Origin of the sequence: uncultured Kluyvera sp., assembly GCF_902485085.1 — a bacterium.
Classification (GTDB): domain Bacteria; phylum Pseudomonadota; class Gammaproteobacteria; order Enterobacterales; family Enterobacteriaceae; genus Kluyvera; species Kluyvera ascorbata.
In genome coordinates this window covers 17,921-40,075 of sequence record NZ_CABTJS010000179.1, presented here as the reverse complement: position 1 = coordinate 40,075, position 22,155 = coordinate 17,921, and the positions used below count along the sequence as shown (strand labels likewise).

Annotated in this window: 24 protein-coding genes; 7 read left to right on the top strand and 17 right to left on the bottom strand. The window is 54.0% G+C overall.

Going from position 1 to position 22,155, the window contains the following annotated elements:
- Nucleotides 1-668: 668 nt before the first annotated feature.
- A complete protein-coding gene (locus RDN66_RS22480; protein ID WP_308538195.1) occupies nucleotides 669-1,994 on the top strand; it encodes a hypothetical protein in 1,326 nt (441 codons plus the stop codon).
- Nucleotides 1,995-2,013: 19 nt separating this feature from the next.
- A complete protein-coding gene (locus RDN66_RS22475) occupies nucleotides 2,014-3,318 on the top strand; it encodes a serine dehydratase subunit alpha family protein (protein WP_202217141.1) in 1,305 nt (434 codons plus the stop codon).
- 34 nt (nucleotides 3,319-3,352) lie between these two features.
- Here RDN66_RS22475 and RDN66_RS22470 read toward each other — a convergent pair whose 3' ends face one another.
- Entirely contained in the window at nucleotides 3,353-3,514 is a 162-nt protein-coding gene (locus tag RDN66_RS22470) for a hypothetical protein (RefSeq protein ID WP_167540424.1), read from the bottom strand.
- A gap of 26 nt (nucleotides 3,515-3,540) precedes the next feature.
- Nucleotides 3,541-4,242, bottom strand: a complete 702-nt coding sequence (locus tag RDN66_RS22465) for a pirin family protein (protein ID WP_035896411.1) — start codon at nucleotides 4,240-4,242, stop codon at nucleotides 3,541-3,543.
- Between the two features lie 104 nt (nucleotides 4,243-4,346).
- Here RDN66_RS22465 and RDN66_RS22460 point away from each other — a divergent pair, with 104 nt between their 5' ends.
- Entirely contained in the window at nucleotides 4,347-5,243 is an 897-nt protein-coding gene (locus tag RDN66_RS22460; RefSeq protein ID WP_035896412.1) for a LysR family transcriptional regulator, read from the top strand.
- Between the two features lie 76 nt (nucleotides 5,244-5,319).
- Here the strand turns inward: RDN66_RS22460 and RDN66_RS22455 are convergent, their stop codons facing one another.
- The 11 genes from RDN66_RS22455 to RDN66_RS22405 form a co-directional block, all read right to left on the bottom strand.
- Nucleotides 5,320-5,685: a DUF805 domain-containing protein gene (locus RDN66_RS22455; RefSeq protein ID WP_035896413.1), complete on the bottom strand. Its 366-nt coding sequence runs from the start codon at nucleotides 5,683-5,685 to the stop codon at nucleotides 5,320-5,322.
- Nucleotides 5,686-5,815: 130 nt separating this feature from the next.
- Entirely contained in the window at nucleotides 5,816-6,802 is a 987-nt protein-coding gene (locus RDN66_RS22450; protein ID WP_035896414.1) for a glutathione S-transferase family protein, read from the bottom strand.
- 72 nt (nucleotides 6,803-6,874) lie between these two features.
- Complete coding sequence (locus RDN66_RS22445; protein WP_035896415.1) at nucleotides 6,875-7,267, bottom strand: DoxX family protein; 393 nt, start codon at nucleotides 7,265-7,267, stop codon at nucleotides 6,875-6,877.
- A 194-nt stretch (nucleotides 7,268-7,461) separates the two neighbouring features.
- Nucleotides 7,462-7,752 carry a YqjK-like family protein gene (locus RDN66_RS22440; RefSeq protein ID WP_123652323.1) on the bottom strand — a complete coding sequence of 97 codons (291 nt, stop codon included), beginning with the start codon at nucleotides 7,750-7,752 and terminating at the stop codon, nucleotides 7,462-7,464.
- Nucleotides 7,749-8,147: a phage holin family protein gene (locus RDN66_RS22435; RefSeq protein WP_202217143.1), complete on the bottom strand. Its 399-nt coding sequence runs from the start codon at nucleotides 8,145-8,147 to the stop codon at nucleotides 7,749-7,751. Before RDN66_RS22435 ends, RDN66_RS22440 begins: the two co-directional genes overlap by 4 nt.
- Before the next feature lie 2 nt (nucleotides 8,148-8,149).
- Complete coding sequence (locus tag RDN66_RS22430; RefSeq protein ID WP_308538194.1) at nucleotides 8,150-8,455, bottom strand: YqjD family protein; 306 nt, start codon at nucleotides 8,453-8,455, stop codon at nucleotides 8,150-8,152.
- A gap of 26 nt (nucleotides 8,456-8,481) precedes the next feature.
- Nucleotides 8,482-8,850 carry a DUF1090 domain-containing protein gene (locus tag RDN66_RS22425; protein ID WP_035896419.1) on the bottom strand — a complete coding sequence of 123 codons (369 nt, stop codon included), beginning with the start codon at nucleotides 8,848-8,850 and terminating at the stop codon, nucleotides 8,482-8,484.
- Between the two features lie 147 nt (nucleotides 8,851-8,997).
- The gene (gene mzrA, locus RDN66_RS22420) at nucleotides 8,998-9,378 is read right to left on the bottom strand and encodes an EnvZ/OmpR regulon moderator MzrA (RefSeq protein WP_202217144.1); all 381 of its coding nucleotides are present in this window, start codon (nucleotides 9,376-9,378) and stop codon (nucleotides 8,998-9,000) included.
- Nucleotides 9,379-9,380: 2 nt separating this feature from the next.
- Entirely contained in the window at nucleotides 9,381-10,043 is a 663-nt protein-coding gene (gene yqjA, locus RDN66_RS22415) for a DedA family general envelope maintenance protein YqjA (RefSeq protein WP_185667873.1), read from the bottom strand.
- A gap of 305 nt (nucleotides 10,044-10,348) precedes the next feature.
- Nucleotides 10,349-11,125 carry a transcriptional regulator ExuR gene (gene exuR, locus RDN66_RS22410; protein WP_035896422.1) on the bottom strand — a complete coding sequence of 259 codons (777 nt, stop codon included), beginning with the start codon at nucleotides 11,123-11,125 and terminating at the stop codon, nucleotides 10,349-10,351.
- A 129-nt stretch (nucleotides 11,126-11,254) separates the two neighbouring features.
- Entirely contained in the window at nucleotides 11,255-12,559 is a 1,305-nt protein-coding gene (locus RDN66_RS22405; protein ID WP_123652320.1) for an MFS transporter, read from the bottom strand.
- A 476-nt stretch (nucleotides 12,560-13,035) separates the two neighbouring features.
- Here RDN66_RS22405 and uxaC point away from each other — a divergent pair, with 476 nt between their 5' ends.
- From uxaC to RDN66_RS22390, 3 genes are all read left to right on the top strand, one after another.
- Nucleotides 13,036-14,448 carry a glucuronate isomerase gene (uxaC, locus tag RDN66_RS22400; protein ID WP_202217145.1) on the top strand — a complete coding sequence of 471 codons (1,413 nt, stop codon included), beginning with the start codon at nucleotides 13,036-13,038 and terminating at the stop codon, nucleotides 14,446-14,448.
- 14 nt (nucleotides 14,449-14,462) lie between these two features.
- Entirely contained in the window at nucleotides 14,463-15,950 is a 1,488-nt protein-coding gene (locus RDN66_RS22395; RefSeq protein ID WP_035896425.1) for a UxaA family hydrolase, read from the top strand.
- 81 nt (nucleotides 15,951-16,031) lie between these two features.
- Entirely contained in the window at nucleotides 16,032-16,583 is a 552-nt protein-coding gene (locus RDN66_RS22390) for a YgjV family protein (RefSeq protein WP_123652317.1), read from the top strand.
- A gap of 19 nt (nucleotides 16,584-16,602) precedes the next feature.
- Here the strand turns inward: RDN66_RS22390 and sstT are convergent, their stop codons facing one another.
- The 4 genes from sstT to RDN66_RS22370 form a co-directional block, all read right to left on the bottom strand.
- On the bottom strand, nucleotides 16,603-17,850 hold the full coding sequence (sstT, locus tag RDN66_RS22385; RefSeq protein WP_202217146.1) for a serine/threonine transporter SstT: 1,248 nt from the start codon (nucleotides 17,848-17,850) through the stop codon (nucleotides 16,603-16,605).
- A 281-nt stretch (nucleotides 17,851-18,131) separates the two neighbouring features.
- Nucleotides 18,132-19,100 (bottom strand): TerC family protein, encoded by a 969-nt coding sequence (locus RDN66_RS22380; protein ID WP_115073708.1) that lies wholly within the window; start codon nucleotides 19,098-19,100, stop codon nucleotides 18,132-18,134.
- Nucleotides 19,101-19,372: 272 nt separating this feature from the next.
- The gene (locus RDN66_RS22375; protein ID WP_202217147.1) at nucleotides 19,373-20,359 is read right to left on the bottom strand and encodes a Gfo/Idh/MocA family protein; all 987 of its coding nucleotides are present in this window, start codon (nucleotides 20,357-20,359) and stop codon (nucleotides 19,373-19,375) included.
- Nucleotides 20,360-20,431: 72 nt separating this feature from the next.
- Nucleotides 20,432-20,932, bottom strand: a complete 501-nt coding sequence (locus RDN66_RS22370; protein WP_123652314.1) for a YgjP-like metallopeptidase domain-containing protein — start codon at nucleotides 20,930-20,932, stop codon at nucleotides 20,432-20,434.
- An 82-nt stretch (nucleotides 20,933-21,014) separates the two neighbouring features.
- On the opposite strand from RDN66_RS22370, the gene rlmG reads away from it, so the two are divergent.
- Nucleotides 21,015-22,151 carry a 23S rRNA (guanine(1835)-N(2))-methyltransferase RlmG gene (rlmG, locus tag RDN66_RS22365; RefSeq protein WP_202217149.1) on the top strand — a complete coding sequence of 379 codons (1,137 nt, stop codon included), beginning with the start codon at nucleotides 21,015-21,017 and terminating at the stop codon, nucleotides 22,149-22,151.
- The last annotated feature ends 4 nt before the right edge of the window (nucleotides 22,152-22,155 follow it).

Genomic DNA, 22,155 nt, shown 5'->3' with positions numbered 1-22,155 from the left:
TAGGGGTTCATAAGGTACGGCCCGTACTGAACCCGGGTAGGCTGCTTGAGCCAGTGAGCGATTGCTGGCCTAGATGAATGACTGTCCACGACAGAACCCGGCTTATCGGTCAGTTTCACTCTTTAAAGAAAACCCCGCCTCGGCGGGGTTTTTGCTTTTCAGCATCTGGCAAAGCACGCGCTGCATCGTAGCGTAATATTCTGATTGTTTACCATATCCATACAAACAATGGAGTTATTCACTAAATCGAGGCGTTGGTGTGATAGCCATCATTTTTTGCCTTTCTTTAACGTCACATCTTATTAACATGGCGCGTTGTGCTATCTCACAAAACCTTCGCAGCGCTCAACGTCTCAGAAATCATTATCAAGTTAAAATTACTTAAAAAACAATTAATTATAATTATCCATTCGAAAGCAAAAACCACCGAAATCTCTCTTTTATTAGTAAAAGAGAAATACATTGGTTAATTTTGCGCTAATCATAGGAATATTTTCTATTTTCAGCGTTTCCCTACGTAAAGAGTTGCAAGCTTTTTCTCCTGAACCCGCGTTATCATTTTCTTACTCTAAAAAAGGCAGTGAATAAGCCTGTAATATTCGGACTATCCGGAACATCAAACTGTAATAAAACAATAAACCCCTACACACTAAGAGTGAGAATTTGTTATGGAAACAATCTCAGTTGCACCCGCACAGACGTCGTCTGCGGCCGCTCGAGCGGGCATGTCAGAAAGTGAATGGCAGGAGGCAATAAAATTCGACAGTACCGACGTTGGCTGGGTCATTATGAGTATCGGGATGGCTATCGGGGCGGGGATCGTGTTCTTACCCGTTCAGGTTGGCCTGATGGGGCTGTGGGTCTTCCTGCTCTCCTCGATCGTCGGCTACCCGGCGATGTACCTGTTCCAGCGTCTGTTTATTAATACGCTTGCTGAATCACCGGAGTGTAAAGACTACCCGAGCGTTATCAGCGGCTACCTCGGCAAAAACTGGGGGATCTTGCTTGGCGCGCTCTACTTCATCATGTTGGTTATCTGGATGTTCGTTTACTCCACGGCGATTACCAACGACAGCGCCTCTTATCTGCATACTTTCGGCGTCACCGATGGGCTGCTCTCGGAAAACCCATTCTATGGTCTGGTGCTTATCTGCGTGCTGGTGGCCATTTCGTCGCGCGGTGAAAAGCTGCTGTTTAAAGTCTCCAGCCTTATGGTGCTGACTAAGCTGCTGGTCGTGGCGGCGCTGGGTGTATCGATGGTGGGGATGTGGCATCTGTACAACGCCGGCACGCTGCCGCCGATGGGTTTGCTGATTAAAAACGCCATCATTACGCTGCCATTTACCCTGACCTCTATCCTGTTTATTCAGACCCTGAGCCCGATGGTTATCTCTTATCGCTCAAAGGAGAAATCCCGCGAAGTGGCGCGCCACAAAGCGCTGCGGGCGATGAACATTGCCTTCGGTATTCTGTTCGTGGTGGTCTTCTTCTACGCCGTCTCCTTTACGCTGGCGATGGGCCACGATGAAGCGGTGAAAGCCTATGAGCAGAACATCTCGGCGCTGGCGATTGCCGCCCAGTTTATTAACGGCAGCGCGGGTGCGTGGGTCACCGTGGTGAGCGTCATTCTCAATATCTTTGCCGTGATGACCGCGTTCTTTGGCGTTTATCTGGGCTTTCGCGAAGCAACGCAGGGGATTGTTATCAACCTGCTGCGCCGCAAAATGCCGGAAGACAAAATCAATCAGAAGCTGGTTCAGCGCGGGATTATGATCTTCGCCATCCTGCTGGCCTGGAGCGCCATTGTGCTCAATGCGCCGGTGCTGAGCTTCACCTCTATCTGTAGCCCGATTTTCGGCATGGTGGGTTGCCTGATTCCGGCCTGGCTGGTTTACAAAGTTCCGGCGCTACACAAATACAAAGGCGTCTCGCTGGTGATTATCATCATTACCGGCCTGCTGCTCTGCGTCTCTCCATTCCTGGCATTCTCCTGATTTACGCGTGGTAACGAATATGGTTGAAGTAACAATGAATCCGCTGTGGGACGATATGATTCTGGCGGTAAAACAGAATGTGAAGCCCGCAATGGGCTGCACCGAGCCGGTCTCGCTGGCGCTGGCAAGCGCGATTGCGGCTTCTCACCTGGCGGGGCGTATCAGCCATATTGAGGCTAAGGTATCGCCAAACCTGATGAAAAACGGCATGGGCGTTACCGTACCGGGCACGGGAATGGTTGGCTTGCCGATTGCCGCCGCGCTGGGTGCGCTGGGCGGTGATGCACAGGCTGGGTTAGAGGTCTTGAAGGGCGCGTCGGTGGAGGATATTACGGCGGCCAAGGTTCTGCTGGCCAGCGGTAAAGTGTCGGTGACCATGGAAGACCCGTGCGATGACGTGTTGTACGCCAGCGCAACGGTTCATACTCTCGACGAATCGGCCACGGTGACCATTGCTGGCGGTCATACACGCGTCATTCGCATCGTGAAAAATGGCGTGACGCTGCTGGATGCCAGCAATTGCGAGGGAGCAGAGGAGGAGCAAGCCACCTCGCTTGAACACGTCACGCTGCAGCAGGTTGTTGAGTTTGCCGAGCAGGTGCCGTTTGAGAAAATTAGCTTTATTCTCGATGCGGCATTGCTGAACAGCGCGCTCTCCCACGAAGGTCTGCGTGCGCCGTACGGTCTGCATATTGGCGCGACCCTGCAACGTCAGCGTGAGCGCGGGCTGCTGGCAAAAGATCTGCTGAGCGACATTATTATTCGCACCTCGGCGGCCTCGGATGCGCGCATGGGCGGCGCTTGCCTGCCTGCCATGAGCAACTCGGGCTCGGGGAATCAGGGCATTGCTGCCACCATGCCGGTGGTGGTGGTGGCGGAACATCTGGGCTGTTCCCAGGAGAAAATGGCCCGCGGGCTGATTCTCTCGCACCTGACGGCTATCTATATTCATCACCAACTGCCGATGTTGTCGGCGCTCTGCGCGGCCACCACGGCCTCGATGGGAGCGGCGGCCGGTATCTGCTGGCTTATCGATGGCAGCTATCGCAGCATCTCAATGGCCATCAGCAGCATGATTGGCGATGTGAGCGGCATTATCTGCGATGGCGCGTCCAACAGCTGCGCGATGAAAGTCTCGACCAGCGTGTCGTCGGCGTGGAAAGCGGTGCTGATGGCACTGGATGAAACGGCGGTAACGGGAAATGAGGGGATTGTGGCGAACGACGTGGAACAGTCGATTAGCAACCTCTGCTCGCTGGCCTGTGACTCTATGCAGCAGACGGACAAACAGGTGATTCAGATTATGGCGAGCAAGCTCGCGTAAAAAAATAGCCCCGGTTTCTGGCCGGGGCACTTTCTCAGGCAGCGTGTTCTTCTTCCTGATGACGCTCTGCTTCACAAACGATTGCTTCGAGCTCGTTCAGCATCTCTTCAAAACCAAACGTTTTAGGCGCGATGACCGGCTGTGGTGCGTTGACGACGACGGCCTTGTGCTGCTTCTTGTTGTTTCGCTTACTCATAGTGTCTTCGGTGTCCCTGAAAATCGTTACACCGGTAAATCTATCAGCAAAGCGCGCAGCGGGGTATCAGCTACGAGTGTGATATTGCTCTCATCGCGGATAAATGCCCCATCGCCGCAGGTCAGAGACTGCTTCTCAGCCTCGTGCGCCAGCGCATGAACCGTACCATGAATCGACTGCAAATAGGCACGCGGCCCGTGCAGCTGCAGGCTTACCTGCTCACCTTTCGCCAGCTCAATATGGTGCAACCATACCTGCTGACGCAGCTGTAAACTATGCTGGCTGCCGTCCGGGGAGGCTAACAGTTGGTGGTTCGTCTCTTTCAGTTTGATCTTCTGCACGCGCGAATTTTCGCGTTCTGGGCAGGCGTCGAGCCAGATTTGCATCCGGGTTAACGGCTTGTCTTTACTCAGATTATGCTCGCTGTAGCTCACGCCTTGCTGCGTGGCAATCAGCAGCGCTTCGCCGGCTTTGGCATGAATATGATGGCCTTCGCTATCGCGGTACTCCGCTTCACCTTCCAGGATGATATTCAGGATATCGACTTTTGGATAGGTGCGTGGCTGGAAGGCGGCTCCCGGTGCGAGCACTTCCTGATTCAACACGCGCAGTGAGGCGTAGCCCAGCAGCTTCGGATCAAAGTAGTGTCCAAAAGAGAAGGTATAGCGAGCCTGCAGCCAACCGAAGTCTGCCTGTCCGCACTGTTTCGCTGTTCTTGTGGTAATCATCTTCTTGACCCTCCTTTACACTAAATCAATGGTAAAGGTATGGACGCTGCATTGTTAGCCAGATATTCTGCCCGGTATGTTCAAATTTACTGAATGAGCACGCTATGGCCAAAGAGAGAGCGCTGACGCTAGAAGCACTACGAGTAATGGACGCGATTGATAGACGCGGGAGCTTTGCCGCCGCGGCTGATGAGCTTGGTCGCGTGCCTTCGGCATTGAGCTACACCATGCAAAAACTGGAAGAAGAGCTGGACGTGGTGTTGTTTGACCGTTCGGGTCATCGAACAAAATTCACTAACGTGGGGCGTATGCTGCTGGAACGCGGTCGCGTTCTGCTGGAAGCCGCTGACAAGCTGACCACCGATGCCGAAGCGCTGGCCCGAGGCTGGGAAACCCACCTCACCATCGTGGCAGAGGCGCTGATCCCAACTTCGACGCTGTTCCCGCTGGTGGAAAAACTCGCGACCAAATCTAATACTCAGCTGTCGATCATTACCGAAGTGCTGGCGGGCGCCTGGGAGCGCCTGGAGCAGGGTCGAGCGGATATCGTGATTGCGCCGGATATGCATTTCCGCTCATCGACGGAGATTAACTCCCGTAAACTTTATTCGGTAATGAACGTTTATGTGGCCGCGCCGGATCATCCTATTCATCAGGAAGCCGAGCCGCTGTCGGAAGTCACGCGCGTGAAGTATCGCGGCGTGGCGATTGCCGACACCGCTCGCGAACGTCCGGTGCTGACGGTACAGTTGCTGGATAAGCAGCCGCGTTTGACGGTCACGTCGATGGAAGAAAAACGTCAGGCGCTGTTAGCCGGTTTGGGGGTCGCAACGATGCCGTATCCGATGGTTGAAGAGGATATCGCCCAAGGTCGCTTACGCGTGGTGAGCCCGGAATATACCAGCGAAATTGATATCATCATGGCCTGGCGCCGTGACAGCATGGGCGAAGCGAAGTCCTGGTGTCTGCGTGAGATCCAAAAGCTGCTAACCGCGAAATAAACCCCGGAGTCGGTGCTTTGCACCTCGTCCGGGCTACATTTTGCTGGTAGCCCGGACGAGTGAAGCGACGCTGGGATCAGGAAAGGCGTTTCGGATCCGGTCCAAAACGGTTGTTGCCTGGCGTTCCGTTCTGGCAGTTAAAGATAATAATCACCAGCCAGCCAATCACCGGAATCAACAGCAGGAGCAGCCACCACGCCGAGCGATCGGTGTCATGCAGTCGGCGGAACTGCACTGCCCACCACGGAAGAAAAACCAGAATGCCGTAAATGGTGGTGAGGATCCCTTCGCCGCCAGCGCGCTGCCAGCCCAGCATCTTATCCACCACGCTCAGCACTGCCGTCAAAATGACGTTCACCAGAATGAACATCCAATACTCTTTGCGACGAGCGCGGCCACCAAATCCAATGTAATTACGTAGAACGTTGAGATACCAATCCATTTTTATGCCTCAGTTGATCATTAATCACTTGTTTTTTAAGCGATCAAGCTAAGGATAGTCGTGAATGAAAAAGTGGTAAATATTGATGATGTGAAATTAATTGGGCATCGAGGACCGATGCCCAATGGGTTTAGCGGAAACGTTCGTCGCGGCCGTGTGGTTCGTCTAGATCCTGCCATGGCCCGATGGAGATAATCCCGGTCGGGTTAATGGTTTTGTGGCTGCGGAAGTAGTGGTTGCGGATATGGTCGAAGTCGACGGTTTCCGCAATGCCCGGCATCTGGTAGATATCGCGTAGGAAGCCGTGCAGGTTCAGGTAATCGCTGATGCGATGCTTATCGCACTTGAAGTGGGTCACGTAGACCGGATCGAAGCGGATAAGCGTCGTCCACAGGCGAATATCGGCTTCGGTCAGCTGATTACCGGTCAGGTAGCGATGCTGACCGAGGATCGTTTCCAGGCGATCCAGCGAGCTAAAGACCTTATCAACGGCTTCATCATAGGCTGCCTGGCTGGTGGCAAAACCGGCTTTATAGACCCCGTTGTTCACCGTGTCGTAGATCCAGCTGTTCAGCTCATCAATCTGATCGCGCAGCGCGGCTGGATAGTAATCGCCCGCTTTGGCGCCCAGCGCATCAAACGCAGTATTGAACATGCGAATGATCTCTGCAGATTCGTTGCTGACGATGGTCTGATTCTTTTTATCCCACAGTACCGGCACGGTTACGCGCCCGGAGTAGGTGGAATCGGCATGCTGATAGAGCTGATACAGGAATTGATGCTGGTAAAGCGTATCGCCCGTTGCGGCCGGGAAATCGGCATCGAAGGTCCAGCCGTTTTCCAGCATCAGCGGGTTGACGACGGATACGGAGATGAACGGTTCCAGTCCTTTGAGCTTACGCAGGATAAGCGTGCGGTGCGCCCACGGACAGGCAAGAGAGACGTACAGGTGATAGCGATCTTTTTCAGCGGCAAAACCGCCGTTGCCGGTAGGGCCGGGCTCGCCGTCGGCAGTCAGCCAGTTGCGAAATGCAGAAACTGAACGCTGGAAACGTCCACCGGTGGATTTGGTGTCATACCAGACGTCTTGCCAGACGCCATCGATCAATTGTCCCATGATGTGCTCCTCCAGATAGCAAAAGCGAGGAGATGTCTCCTCGCTTTTTTATTCATTCAGTATAGTGCGTTCTTACCACTTTTTATTCAGCACGCGGTCGATGCTGAATGCGCCTGGACCGGTGATACCCAGCAGCAGGTAGCCGCCAGCGATGGTCAGGTTTTTCATAAACATCAGCGAGTTCACGCCTTCAGCAAAGTTGCTGTGGAAGATGAAGGCGGTCAGCAGGGTGAAACCTGCAGTGAACAGCGCGGTGGTGCGAGTCAGGAAACCGAACAGAATCGCCAGACCGCCGCCAAACTCAAGCAGAATGGTCAGTGGCAGCAGGAAACCAGGGACACCCATTGCTTCCATATACTGCTGCGTACCCGCATACCCGGTGATTTTGCCCCAGCCAGCGGTGATAAACAGAATCGGCATCAGAATACGTGCGACCAGGAAACCAATATCTTCTAATTTTTTCATCTTTCTCTCCAGAGAACCTTGCGGGCAGTTAAACCATTTTATTGAGCATTTACACGCTGATAGCGCGTAGCTGCTGTCGATGGAGAGAAATATAACTGTGACGTATAACAATTGTTAGCAAGGAAAACTGTTGAAGTTCTTCAAAGAATCTGAGCAATGATGTATGGCAGTGGGGAAATCGGGACGGCGAACGATTAAAAGGATTTACGCGCGATATTCCTGACCATGCGCCAGGTGCTCCAGATACCCACGCCGCGGCGGGCCCAGCGCACCAGAAAGCGCGGATGACGCAGTGAAACTACCGCCATGGCGCTGCTGGCGACCATGAACCACGAACGCAAACTGACAAGCTTGCTCCAGCCGCGATCGTAGGGTTGGGTGGCGTCCAGCCAGTCGCGACGGCTGGCGCTAAGGTCCAGCCGCTGCTGCTGAATTTGCCGTAGCAGATACGCTTTGCGTGCTTCTCGTTCCTGTCGTGGACTCATGGTTCATTATCCTCCAGCAGGGTGCGATCGTTGGCCAACTCGTGGCGAGTATGGCGTAACAGCGTTGAGCGACGTGCTTTGCGAAGCGTCCATATTCCGCCAACGATAGCGAGGAGCAACAGCGTCGCGGTAGTCGCTACCATGACGATGAGGCGATACTGTGGGTCAACGGCCCACATTATCAGCACCAACAGGCTCATTAGGCCGAAAGCGGTAAACAGCAGGGTAAGCCCTGCCATTAACAGGAGCTGAATGAGGTTTGCCTTCTCCTCTTCCAGCTCCACGACCGCTAAGCGCAGCCGCGTTTCGACCATCTGAACCACGAGGGTAACAATGCGCTGGCCAATGCCGAGAATGTTTTTTCCCGGCCCCTGCGCCTGGTGAGAATCGCTCATGCTTAACGACGCGCCAGCAGAACGCCCAGTACCAGCCCGACGGCTGCACCAATACCGACGCCGGTCCATGGGTTTTCACGCACGTAGCCATCGGCTTTGGCCGCCGCTTCACGTGTCTGCTTAGATAAGACTTCACCTGCTTCGCCCAGGCGGTCACGGCTCTCTTTCAGCGCGCTTTCCGCTTTACTACGCAGCTTGCTCATCTCCTCTTTGGACTTGTCGGTGGAAGCATTCAGGACCTCTTCCAGAGTATCGGACAGGGCTTTCAGCTCTGCGCGTAATTGATCTGATGTCGTATCTTTAGCCATCGTATCTCTCCTGTAAGTATTTCCACTCAATATGCGCGGGATTCCAGCGCGTTAAGTTCTTTCTTGGCTTCCTGCAGCTTATGTGCGCGTTTCGCCACTTTGTCCGCATCGCCTTTCTGTTTTGCTTCCTTCAGATCCTGCTCGCGCTCGCGAACTTCATCCTTTTGTTCGGCAATTTTTTCCTGATGATCGGCGCGAAGCTTGCTGTCAGTACAGTGTGCCTGGACTTCGCTCAACGCCTTTTTCAGGCCGTCGATACGGTTCTGATTGTTATGCTTCTCGGCATAGCCAATCTCGCGCTGAATGTCCTGCTCTTTTTCCTGACACAGTGATGTTGCTGCTGCGCTCGCACTGAGAGACGCGAGAGCAAGGGCAAGAACGATGCGGTATTTCATGTATGAACCTTCCATTGTGCATAGTACATCGAGCATGTACTGTTCCGGTCTGTGAGCAACGCCGTTGCGTCACCCACAATACTAAGCATAGTAACGAAAATACAAAATCACCAAAGCTGGTGAAATTATTCGGATTCCTGGAAGTGGCTAGCCAAATCGATGCGAGGTATCACGAAGAAGAGACAGCCAGCTTGCCGGGTTGTTATCTTCATCCTGCAGCGCTATCACGTAGACATGCGGCAGGCTGTTATCCAGTACGCGCTTTGCCGCGGCGCTCTGTTCACTGGACTCAAAGGTAATCAGCAGCGCATCATCCTTCGGGGTGATGCTCTTAAAACGAATGCCGTTAGCATCCAGATGGTGAGAGATGGAAAAACCATCTGGCATGCTCGCCTGGTTGATAGGGCGAATGGCAAGCGTAGACTCTTCGCGCTGAAGCGCAGCCCACAGCCAGAGCAGGATGCAAAGCATCAGCACCATGCCCAGGCTAAGGGTAAATCGACGTAGCAGAATACGGTTTGGCACCATAGTTACCCTCGATTACCGTATTTCTTCTTCCACACGACGGCCAGTGAGCCTATCAGGCCAACAACCAGCAGTACCACTGGCAGCAGCATCAGGCAAGACATCAGCGCGTCTTCGTACTTCTGGAATACCGGTGTTTTACCCAGCAGGTAGCCAAGGGTGGTCAGAATCAGCACCCACAGCAGGCCGCTCATCCAGTTGAAGAACTGGAAGCGCGCGTTGTTCAGACCGGAGATCCCGGCAATGGTCGGCAGCAGGGTACGCACGAAGGCGATAAAGCGGCCAATCAGTAGCGCGGAAAGCCCGTGTTTATGAAACAGATGGTGCGCGCGCTGGTGGTAGTGGGCGGGAAGGTGCGAAAGCCAGTTCTGAACGATACGCGTATTGCCAAGCCATTTGCCCTGAATATAGCTAAGCCAGCAGCCAAGGCTTGCGGCAACGGTAAGCAGAATCACCGTTTGTGGGAAGCCCATCGCGCCTTTGGCAATGAGTACACCGACCAGTACCAGCAGGCTATCGCCCGGTAAAAATGCGGCAGGCAGCAAACCGTTCTCAAGGAACAGAATCATAAATAAGACAAAATAGAGCATGCCGATCATGGACGGATTAGCGAGGGTTTCGAAATCCTGGCTCCACAAGGCATTTAAGAGTTGGGTTAATAGTTCCATTCACGATTCCTGGTACATCGATTAACGTAATGCCTGAACGCGCTGCGACGGTCTTCTCTTGTTTCTATTTTAATAGCATCGCGGTAAATACGCGCTGAACAGTCCCTGTTTTGGCGAAATAATCTATTGCTGAACAACAAAAAGGCAAATTGCATGCAATTGTAACAAATGACGTGGTTTTACGTCATAGAAATTGCAATTTGTTGCAGTTCGATTTTGCGTTTTCGAGCGGGGAGTGGCTAGGGGATTTACAAAGGCTTACCCACGCGAAATGTCGGGTAAGCCCTGGAAAGAGGACCGCGCGATTATTTGCCGCCGATAGCGACCGTATCGAGGTGAACGACTGGGTTTTCGGCAAACAGATAGCGGTCGGCGTTGAATTCGAAATCATCGCTGGTTTCGTTGAACAGCATCAGCTTGGTGTTTTCCAGGTGCTGCCACATAGCAATTTTCGCAGCGTGAGGATCTTTGCGAATCAGCGCTTTCAGAATCTGGTCGTGATCGTCACACCAGTTGTCGACGGTACGGGCATCGATATGGTCGTGGAGTTTTTTCCAGTATGGGTTGTGTACGCGCTGGGTCCACATTTTTTCGACAATAGCGGCAAGGGCGGTGTTCTGTGTTGCCAGAGCAACCTGCACGTGGAACTGGAGATCCCACTCTGAATCACGGAAGCATTTTTCCTGGCGCGCCTTTTCCTGGATCTCCATCAGCTTCATGATGTCCTGCTTGGTGACCTGGGTGGCGGCAAACTCCGCGATGTTACTCTCAATCAGCTGACGTGCCTGCAGCAGCTCAAACGGGCCGTAGTTGGCAAACTCTTGCGACTCGTCTGGGGTCTGATGGTATTTCGCCTGATTAGAAATGACGTGAATGCCGGAGCCTTTGCGGACTTCAACATACCCTTCTACTTCCAGCATAATGATGGCTTCGCGAACAACGGTACGGCTGACGCTCTTTTCATCGGCAATAAAGCGCTCTGCAGGCAGTTTATCGCCCACAAGGTAGACGCCTTGCTCAATGCGTTCTTTTAGCTCAGCGGCCAGTTGCTGATACAAGCGACGTGCGTCGGCGATTTCCATATGCTCTCCAGGCAGGGTACGGCAGATTAAATTTGTTATACCACTTTTACGAGCAGCTAACCATATTATGACATGAAAAAAGCCGCCTGAAACAAGGCGGCTTTTGTGAAAACAGACATTCGTTACAGTTTAGTTTTGCGTCGCCTGTTGAGTAGGGCGATTGGCGCCAGACTCACCGTCGTCAGCCTGCTTGTTCTGCAGGACGGTCCAGATGACCAGCGCACCCAGCAGGTCGAAGATAGCCAGGACTGCAAACAGTGGGCTGAAGCCGATGGTATCTGCCAGCGCACCGACAACCAGTGCAAACATGGTGCTCGCCATCCACGCCGCCATACCGGTCAGACCGTTCGCGGTGGCCACTTCGTTACGACCGAAGACGTCAGAAGAGAGCGTAATCAGCGCACCGGACAGGGACTGGTGAGCGAAGCCACCGAGGCACAACAGGGCGATAGCAACGTATGGGCTGGTGAACAGACCGATCATCCCTGGGCCAATCATCAGCAGTGCGCCCATGGTGACAACCATTTTACGAGAAACAATCAGGTTCACGCCAAACCAGCGCTGGAACAGCGGCGGCAGGTAGCCACCCAGTACGCAACCTACGTCAGCGAACAGCATTGGCATCCACGCAAACATCGCGATTTCTTTCAGGTCAAAGCCGTAGACTTTGAACATGAACAGTGGGATCCAGGCGTTAAAGGTACCCCAGGCTGGCTCAGCCAGGAAGCGCGGCAGGGCGATACCCCAGAAGCGACGGGTCTGAATGATCTGCCATGGAGACATTTTTTTCGCATTGTTGGTCTGGTGCTGTGCTTCCTGACCACCAATGATGTAATCACGTTCTTCGTCAGTTAATTTTTTCTGATCGCGTGGGTGTTTGTAGAAGATGAGCCAGGACATTGCCCAGATGAAGCTCAGCGCACCGGAGATAATGAACGCCATCTGCCAGCTGTGCATCACGATAGCCCAGACAACCAGCGGTGGCGCAATCATGCCGCCGATAGAAGAACCGACGTTAAAGTAACCTACTGCAATAGAACGCTCTTTAGCCGGGAACCATTCGGAGCTCGCTTTCAGACCCGCAGGGATCATGGCCGCTTCAGCAGCACCTACCGCACCACGTGCGATGGCCAGACCGCCCCAGCTGCCTGCCAGCGCAGTCGCGCCGCAGAAAACTGCCCAGGCAACGGCGAAGAAGGCGTAGCCGATTTTGGTACCCAGAATGTCCAGAACGTAGCCGGCAACCGGCTGCATCACGGTATACGCTGCAGAGTAAGCAGCGATGATGTAAGAGTATTGCTGTGTGGAAATGTGCAGCTCAGCCATCAGAGTTGGCGCTGCTGCCGCCACGGTATTACGTGTCAGGTAGCCCAGCACGGTGCCCATCGTCACCAGTGCGATCATGTACCAACGTAACCCTTTAATTTTACGCATGTAAACCTCATCGTGTTGTTATAACTGCGAGTCCTGCAGCCATCCTCCTGTGTTGCCGGAAGATGTCATTCTCGAAGGGGCTTACCGGTGTAATGCTTCCCGGTACGACCCGAACTTGCCAGTAAGTACGCGTGCTGAATTCGGTATCCGTACCGCTCAATCAGGTGTCTTTATCGACCACGGCTACTACATTCCGTCGTTCAATGTGTTTCGACGGGGTGCAAGATAACTTGTCATACAACTTTAAAAGGTGAATACCGTCACAAAAGAGGTATTTCCCGTACGGTTAAAGGGGTAGATACACCAGGCCAGGCGTGGCGCGGCCTGTAGGGGTGTTTCGTCATTTTTTCTGTCATTTTTTGTCAAGGTTTATTGATCTAACTCACGAAAAAATCTTCGGTCGAACGAAATTGGTGTGATAACTTTGACAGCATTACAGATAAACATCTGACCCACTCGTTGAGAGGAAGACGATAATGACCCCGTTCATGACTGAAGATTTTCTGTTAGACACCGAATTTGCTCGCCGTCTGTACCACGACTACGCAAAAGATCAGCCGATTTTCGACTATCACTGCCACCTGCCGCCACAGCAGGTTGCTGAAGACTATCGTTTTAAAAATCTGTATGACATCTGGCTGAAAGGCGACCACTACAAGTGGCGCGCGATGCGTACTAACGGCGTAGCAGAACGCCTGTGTACCGGCGATGCGTCTGACCGCGAGAAGTTTGACGCGTGGGCTGCAACCGTACCGCACACCATCGGCAACCCGTTATACCACTGGACTCACCTCGAGCTGCGTCGCCCATTCGGCATCACCGGTAAACTGCTGTCACCGTCTACCGCTGGCGAAATCTGGGATGAGTGCAACGAGCTGCTGGCGCAGGACAAATTCTCCGCGCGCGGCATCATGAAGCAGATGAATGTGAAAATGGTCGGCACCACTGATGACCCAATCGATTCTCTGGAGCACCACGCAGCCGTCGCCAAAGACGGTTCGTTTGACGTGAAAGTGCTGCCAAGCTGGCGCCCGGATAAAGCTTTCAACATCGAGCTGGCCACCTTCAACGATTACATGGCAAAACTGGGTGAAGTGTCTGACACCGACATTCGCCGTTTTGCTGACCTGCAGACCGCGCTGACCAAGCGTCTGGATCACTTCGCCGCTCACGGCTGTAAAGTGTCCGACCACGCGCTGGACGTGGTGCTGTTCGCGGAATCTAACGAAAGCGAACTGGACAGCATCCTGGCACGTCGTCTGGCGGGTGAAACGCTGAGCGAGCACGAAGTTGCGCAGTTCAAAACCGCCGTGCTGGTCTTCCTGGGCGCAGAATACGCACGTCGCGAATGGGTACAGCAGTACCACATCGGCGCGCTGCGTAATAACAACCTGCGTCAGTTCAAACTGCTGGGTGCGGACGTTGGCTTCGACTCCATCAATGACCGCCCAATGGCTGAAGAACTGTCTAAGCTGCTGAGCAAGCAGAACGAACAGAACCTGCTGCCAAAAACCATTCTGTACTGCCTGAACCCACGCGATAACGAAGTGTTGGGCACCATGATCGGTAACTTCCAGGGTGAAGGCATGCCGGGCAAAATGCAGTTCGGTTCCGGCTGGTGGTTCAACGATCAGAAAGACGGTATGGAACGTCAGATGACTCAGCTGGCACAGCTGGGCCTGCTGAGCCGCTTCGTCGGCATGCTGACCGATAGCCGTAGCTTCCTGTCTTACACCCGTCACGAATACTTCCGTCGTATTCTTTGCCAGATGATTGGCCGCTGGGTTGCCGCGGGCGAAGCGCCTGCCGATATCCAGCTGCTGGGTGAGATGGTGAAAAACATTTGCTTTAACAATGCGCGTGACTATTTCGCCATTGAACTGAACTAAAGTCTGGGGTTGGTATGCAATACATCAAGATCCATGCGCTGGATAACGTCGCGGTAGCGCTCGCTGATTTGGCCGAAGGAACCGAAGTTACCGTTGATGGGCAGGTGATTACCCTGCGTCAGGCGGTAACGCGTGGCCACAAATTCGCCTTACGCGACATCGCGAAGGGTGAAAACGTCATTAAATACGGTTTACCTATTGGCCATACGCTGGTGGATGTGGCAGCGGGCGAGCACATCCATGCTCACAACACGCGCACGAATCTCAGCGATCTGGACACGTATAGCTACCAACCCGATTTCCAGGCCGAGGTTGCTCAGCCCGTCGATCGTGACGTGCAGATTTACCGCCGTGCTAACGGTGATGTGGGCGTGCGTAACGAAATCTGGATCCTGCCGACCGTTGGCTGCGTGAACGCCATGGCTCGCCAGATGCAGAACCGTTTCCTGAAAGAGACCAACGATGCCGAAGGTATCGATGGCGTTCACCTCTTCAGCCACACCTACGGTTGCTCACAGCTCGGTGACGATCACATTAATACCCGTACCATGCTGCAAAACATGGTGCGTCACCCGAATGCGGGCGCGGTGCTGGTGGTTGGCCTGGGTTGTGAAAACAACCAGGTTGACGCTTTCCGCGAAACCCTTGGCGAGTTCGATCCTGAGCGCGTTCACTTCATGGTCTGCCAACACCAGGAAGACGAAGTGGAAGCCGGGATCGAACATCTCCATCAGCTGTACAGCGTGATACGCAATGACAAACGCGAGCCGGGTAAACTGAGCGAGCTGAAGTTTGGTCTGGAATGCGGTGGGTCTGACGGCCTGTCCGGTATTACCGCCAACCCGATGCTGGGTCGTTTCTCCGACTACGTGATTGCCAACGGCGGCACCACCGTGCTGACCGAAGTACCAGAAATGTTCGGTGCTGAGCAGCTGCTGATGAGCCATTGCCGTGACGAAGAGACTTTCGGCAAGCTGGTGACCATGGTCAATGACTTCAAGCAGTACTTCATTGCCCATGACCAGCCTATCTACGAGAACCCATCGCCGGGCAACAAAGCGGGCGGTATCACGACGCTGGAAGACAAATCACTGGGCTGCACGCAGAAAGCGGGCTCCAGCAAAGTGGTTGACGTGCTGCGCTACGGCGAACGCCTGAAAACGCACGGTCTGAACCTGCTGAGCGCACCGGGCAACGATGCAGTAGCCACCAGCGCTCTGGCGGGTGCGGGCTGTCATATGGTGCTGTTCAGTACCGGTCGCGGTACCCCTTACGGTGGTTTCGTGCCGACGGTTAAAATTGCCACCAACAGCGAACTGGCTGAGAAGAAGAAACACTGGATCGACTTCAATGCTGGCCAACTGATTCACGGTAAAGCCATGCCTCAGCTGCTGGAAGAGTTCGTGGACGTTATCGTCGACTTCGCCAACGGCAAGCAGACCTGCAACGAGCGCAATGACTTCCGCGAGCTGGCTATCTTTAAGAGCGGCGTCACATTGTAATAAAAATGTGATCTGATACGATAAAACGGCGTTTCATTGTCTGAAACGCCGTTTTTTTATGCTGTTTAACAAGGACCTCTCATGACGGCGTATTGGCTGGCCCAGGGCGTTGGCGTTCTGGCATTTATCATCGGGATCACCACCTTCATCAACCGCGATGAACGGCGCTTCAAGTTTCAACTTTCACTCTACAGCGCCACCATCGGCGTGCACTTTTTCCTGATGGGCGCGATCCCCGCCGGGATGAGCGCGGAGCTAAACGTCATTCGAACGATCATTTCGGTCTACACGCGCCGGATCTGGGTGATGTTTGTCTTTATCGCGCTAACGCTAATCCTCGGACTGAGCAAACTGCACCATGCCATGGAACTGCTGCCGATTGCCGGCACGGTGGCCAGTACCTGGGCGCTGTTCCGCTGTAAAGGGCTGACGGTACGCTGCGTCATGTGGTGCTCCACGCTGTGCTGGGTTATCCATAACTTCTGGCTCGGCTCGATTGGCGGCACGATGATTGAAGGCAGCTTCCTGGTGATGAACGGCCTGAACATCATTCGCTTCTGGCGGATGCAGCGTAAGGGGATTGACCCGTTCAAGGTTGAGAAGAAAGTTCAGGAACAGAACCCCTCCGCCTGATGGCGAAGGGGCTGATAGGTTAGCTACGCAGGGCGTTCTTTTCCAGACGAGCATCTTCTGCCTGGCAGGCTGCCGCGGTGAACAGCACGTCGGTGGATGAGTTGAGTGCGGTTTCACAGGAGTCCTGCAGTACGCCGATAATAAAGCCGACAGCCACGACCTGCATGGCAATGTCGTTTGGAATACCGAACATATTGCAGGCCAATGGAATCAACAGCAGCGAGCCACCGGCAACGCCGGATGCCCCACAGGCGCACAGTGATGCCACAACGCTCAACAGCAGCGCGGTCGGCAAATCAACCGGGATCCCAAGCGTATGAACTGCCGCCAGAGTCAGTACGGTGATGGTAATGGCAGCACCGGCCATGTTGATCGTGGCGCCAAGCGGAATGGAAACGGAGTAGGTATCACGGTCCAGATTCAGCTTTTCACACAGCGCCATATTCACCGGAATGTTGGCAGCTGAGCTACGGGTAAAGAAGGCGTATACACCGCTTTCACGCAGGCAGGCCATGACAAGCGGGTATGGGTTGCGGCGAATCTTCCAGAAGACCAGCAGCGGGTTAATCACCAGCGCAACCAGCAGCATACAACCGATCAATACCAGCAGCAGCTGCGCATAACCCCACAGGGTTTCAAAGCCAGTAGTGGCAAGCGTCGAAGAGACTAAACCGAAGATCCCGAGTGGCGCAAAACGAATCACCACTTTGACGATAAAGGTTACCGCATGGGAGACATCGTTAATCAGGTTTTTGGTGGTGTCATTACCGTGGCGCAGCGCAAAACCTAAGCCGACTGCCCATACCAGGATACCAATGTAGTTCGCATTCATCAGCGCTGTTATTGGGTTCGCCACCATGCTCATCAGCAGCCCGCGTAACACTTCCACAATATCAGAAGGCGGGGCAATATCCTCTGCGGCGGCGCTGAGATGCAGCGTAGAAGGGAAGAGGAAGCTAAAGAGTACCGCAGTCAGCGCGGCGGCGAAGGTTCCCAGCAGATACAGGAACAGAATCGGGCGAATATTGGTTTTTTGCCCCTGCTGGTGATTGGCAATCGAAGCCATAACCAGCATGAGTACCAGTACCGGTGCGACGGCTTTCAGCGCGCCAACGAACAGCGTTCCCAGCAGGCCTGCGGCAATAGCCGCCGGTTTGGAAACGACGGCCAGCAGAATCCCCAGGATCAGCCCAACCAAAATCTGTTTAACCAGGCTGCCGCTGGTTATAAAACGCAAAAAGCCGGGTGATGCGGATGGTTTTGTCATCAATGCATTCCTTAAGTGATGTGTGTTGTCTTTCCAGCGACGTATTATTTGTTACGTTTATGTCTGGATGTAAAAAAGTGTTTGCTCGATCGAGTATAAGGAAAGTCGCGGTTTGGGGAAGTACAAAATGCTGGAATTTACGCCACACGTCATATTATTTAACCAATAATTTACAATGTGTGACGTAATTAGCAGGATGGAGATAGCCCGGGCGAGGCGTTTACGCCGACGCCGGGGCTTGGCGCTATTCCCGGCGTCGCTGCGCTCGGCCGGGCTACGGGTTACATTTTTTGCTTTTTCAGGTCGTTACGATGGTTAACCCACGCATTGAGGATCAGGGTGAATGCCAGGATCCCACCGACCACGCCCAGCGATACCGAAATCGGGATATGGTAGAAATCGACGATCAGCATCTTGATACCGATAAATACCAGGATAATCGACAGCCCGTATTTCAGCATGGAGAAGCGCTCGGCCACGCCTGCCAGCAGGAAGTACATCGCGCGAAGACCGAGGATCGCGAACAGGTTAGAGGTCAGCACGATAAACGGATCGGTGGTGACCGCAAAGATAGCCGGGATGCTGTCGACTGCGAAGATGACGTCGCTCAACTCCACCAGAATCAATACCAGCAGCAGCGGCGTCGCAAACAGCACGCCGTTTCTACGGGTAAAGAAGTGCTCGTTCTCGATTTTGTCGGTCATCCGCAGATGCCCGCGCAGCCAGCGCACCAGCGGTTTATCGCCAATTCCGCCTTCATCTTCTTTCGCCAGCGCCATCTTAATCCCGGTGAACAGCAGGAACGCGCCAAAGAGATAGAGCAACCATTCAAACTGGGAGATAAGCCAGCTTCCTGCGAAGATCATGATAGTACGCAGCACGATCGCACCCAGCACGCCGTAAACCAGCACGCGGCGCTGCAATGCCGCAGGCACAGAGAAGTAGCTGAACAGCATCAACCAGACGAAGACGTTGTCCACCGCCAGCGATTTCTCAATCAGATAACCGGTGAGGAAGGCTAGCGCCTGCGGGTCAGCCACCGCGCGGCCCTGGGTTTGTGCCAGATACCACCAGAACGCAGCGTTAAACAGTAATGAGAGGGTGACCCACACCAGAGACCAGGCTGCCGCCTGCTTCATGGACATGGTGTGCGCGCCGCGACGGCCCTGCAGGAACAGGTCGATAGCGAGCATAATCACCACGACGACAGCGAATCCGCCCCACAGCAACGGTGTGCCGACTGTATTCATAGAATTTTCCTTACGCATAAAAAAACGGCTAACGTCAGAAGACGATAGCCGCTGCTTTTTTATGCATAGACCTCGCCTTCCGGCAAGGTCTCACTTACAACTAAAAACGAATGCGGTAGCGCATTCGTTTTCCGTTGCTCGGCGACCGGATACGGTTTTGCACGTATCGTAATGACGATCCACCGACAAGGAAGTTACTCCCCTTTGCACGTAACAAAATATGACAGGCCATTGATTTCGTCAATGGCCTGCAACATGTGCTTTACGTTGTTTTACGCGGCAGGCGCATCCGCCGGGAAGACAACGCCGGTCTGGCGACGAATTTCCGTCTGAACCTTCGCGGTGATACGGCTCACTTCAAGAGCAGGGTGGTCCACTTCGTTGTTTTCGACCAGGCGCGCAAACTCCTCGGCTTCATACAGCATAGTATTAATATGCTGAGGCTGGCTGAGATCCTGCGCCTTGCTGCCGCGCGGGATGAAAGCGACTTTCTGGCACTCGGAGATCCTCTCAATCACCAGCGCGCCCGCTTCACCCTGGATTTCGCTCGGCAGGGTAGAGTCGCTGACCTTAGAGTGCTGCAACGTCACGCTGAAATCACCATAGTCGAGCACCGCGATACCGTGCGCATCAACGCCGCTATCGAGCAGGCTGGCAGAAGCCTGCACCTGTTTCGGCTCACCCCACAGCGCTACCGCAGAGGCCAGGCAGTAAAAACCGATATCCATGATTGAGCCGTTAGAGAAGGCCGGGTTAAAGGTGTTCGGGTTTTCGCCGTCCAGATAGCGCTGGTAGCGCGAGGAGTACTGGCAGTAGTTAATAAACGCCTTACGAACCGGGCCGACTTTCTCCAGCGACTGCTGCAAAATCTGGAAGTTAGGCAGGCTGGCGGTTTTGAACGCTTCAAACAGCACCACCTGATTTTCCCGGGCGAGGGCGATAGCCTGCTCGACTTCATGCAGGTTGGAGGCCAGCGGCTTCTCGCAAATCACATGCTTTTTATGCTGTAAAAACAGCTTAGTCTGCGGGAAGTGGAGCGAGTTAGGGCTAGCGATATAAACCGCGTCAATGTCTTCGCTTTGCGCCATGGCGTCCAGCGACGTAAACAGATGTTCGACGGGATAATCGTTGGCGAAGGTCTGCGCCTGCTCAAGGCTGCGGGAATAGACGGCGGTCAACTTGTACTTGCCGGTCTCATGCGCGGCATCGACAAACTGGCGGGTGATCCAGTTTGTCCCAATCACTGCGAAACGTATCATAAACGCCTTCTGGCTCCATAAAGGGATTCTTTCGTCAATGTAACACGCCTTTATGACATTGCCAGTGGGCGACTACGCAGTTTCCTTTAACGAAAGGTGCGTCAGCCACAAGCGGGTATCAAACTCCAGCTGGTGGTACTGCGGCTCCATGTAGCAGCACAGCTGATAGAACGCTTTGTCATGCTCTTTTTCTTTCAGATGCGCCAGCTCATGCACGACGATCATCTTCAAAAAGGCTTCCGGCGCGTTGCGAAATACGGTGGCCACGCGGATCTCGGCTTTCGCTTTCAGCTTACCGCCCTGCACGCGTGATACCGCAGTGTGCAGCCCCAGCGCGTTCTTCAGCACGTGGATCTTATTGTCGTACATCACTTTATTGATCGGCGGCGCGTTACGCAGGAACTGGCTTTTCAGATCTTGGGTGTACTGCCAGAGGGCTTTATCGGTGGCGAAATCGTGGGTACCCGGATAGCGTTTTTCCAGCACCGCCCCCAGACGCCGTTCGGTAATCAATGTACGGACCTGAGCAAGCAAGTGCTCGGGGTAGCCCTGGAGGTAAGTTAGTTGGTTCATTCATGTCCACGCAAATCATAAAAGTGTATACTCACGCACCCTTTTCAGGGATACGCCGAAATTTTACCATTCAGGAGGGCCGATGAGCCACACAGACAACGGTTTCCGTTCACTGACACTTAAACGTTTCCCGGAGACGGACGACGTTAACCCACTGCTGGCGTGGGAAGCAGCCGATGAATATCTGCTGCAACAGCTGGACGATACTGAGATTCGCGGCCCGGTGCTTATCCTGAATGATACCTTCGGTGCGCTGGCCTGCGCGCTGGCGGAACATACGCCGTACAGCATTGGCGACTCCTACTTAAGCGAGCTGGGGACGCGTGAGAACCTGCGCCATAACGACATTGCTGAGTCGAGCGTGAAATTCCTCGACAGCACCGCGGAATACCCGCAGGCGCCGGGCGTCGTACTGATTAAGCTGCCGAAAACCATGGCGCTGCTGGAGCAGCAGCTGCGTGCGTTGCGCGAGGTGGTCACGCCAGAAACGCGCATTATCGCCGGTGCGAAGGCGCGCGATATCCACACCTCTACCCTTGAGCTGTTTGAAAAGGTGCTGGGCCCAACCACCACCACGCTGGCATGGAAAAAGGCGCGCCTGATTAACGGTACCTTTACTAAACCGGCACTGGCTGACACGGCTCAGACCCTGAGCTGGAAGCTGGAAGGCACCGACTGGACCATTCACAACCATGCGAACGTCTTCTCCCGTACCGGGCTGGATATCGGCGCGCGCTTCTTTATGGGGCACCTGCCGGAGAACCTGGAAGGCGAGATTGTCGATCTTGGCTGCGGTAACGGTGTGCTGGGTATGACGCTGCTGGCGAAAAACCCAGAAGCTAGCGTGGTATTCGTTGATGAATCACCGATGGCGGTCGCTTCCAGCCGTCTGAATGTGGAAACCAACCTGCCGGACGCGCTGGATCGCAGCGAGTTTATGATTAACAACGCGCTCTCTGGCGTAGAACCGTTCCGCTTCAACGCGGTGTTCTGCAACCCGCCGTTCCACCAGAAGCATGCGCTGACCGATAACATCGCGTGGGAGATGTTCCACCACGCCCGTCGCTGCCTGAAAATTAACGGCGAGCTGTATATCGTGGCGAACCGTCATTTGGACTACTTCCACAAGCTGAAGAAGATTTTTGGCAACTGCGAAACCATCGCCACCAACAACAAGTTTGTGATCCTGAAAGCGGTGAAGTTGGGTCGTCGTCGTTAATGAG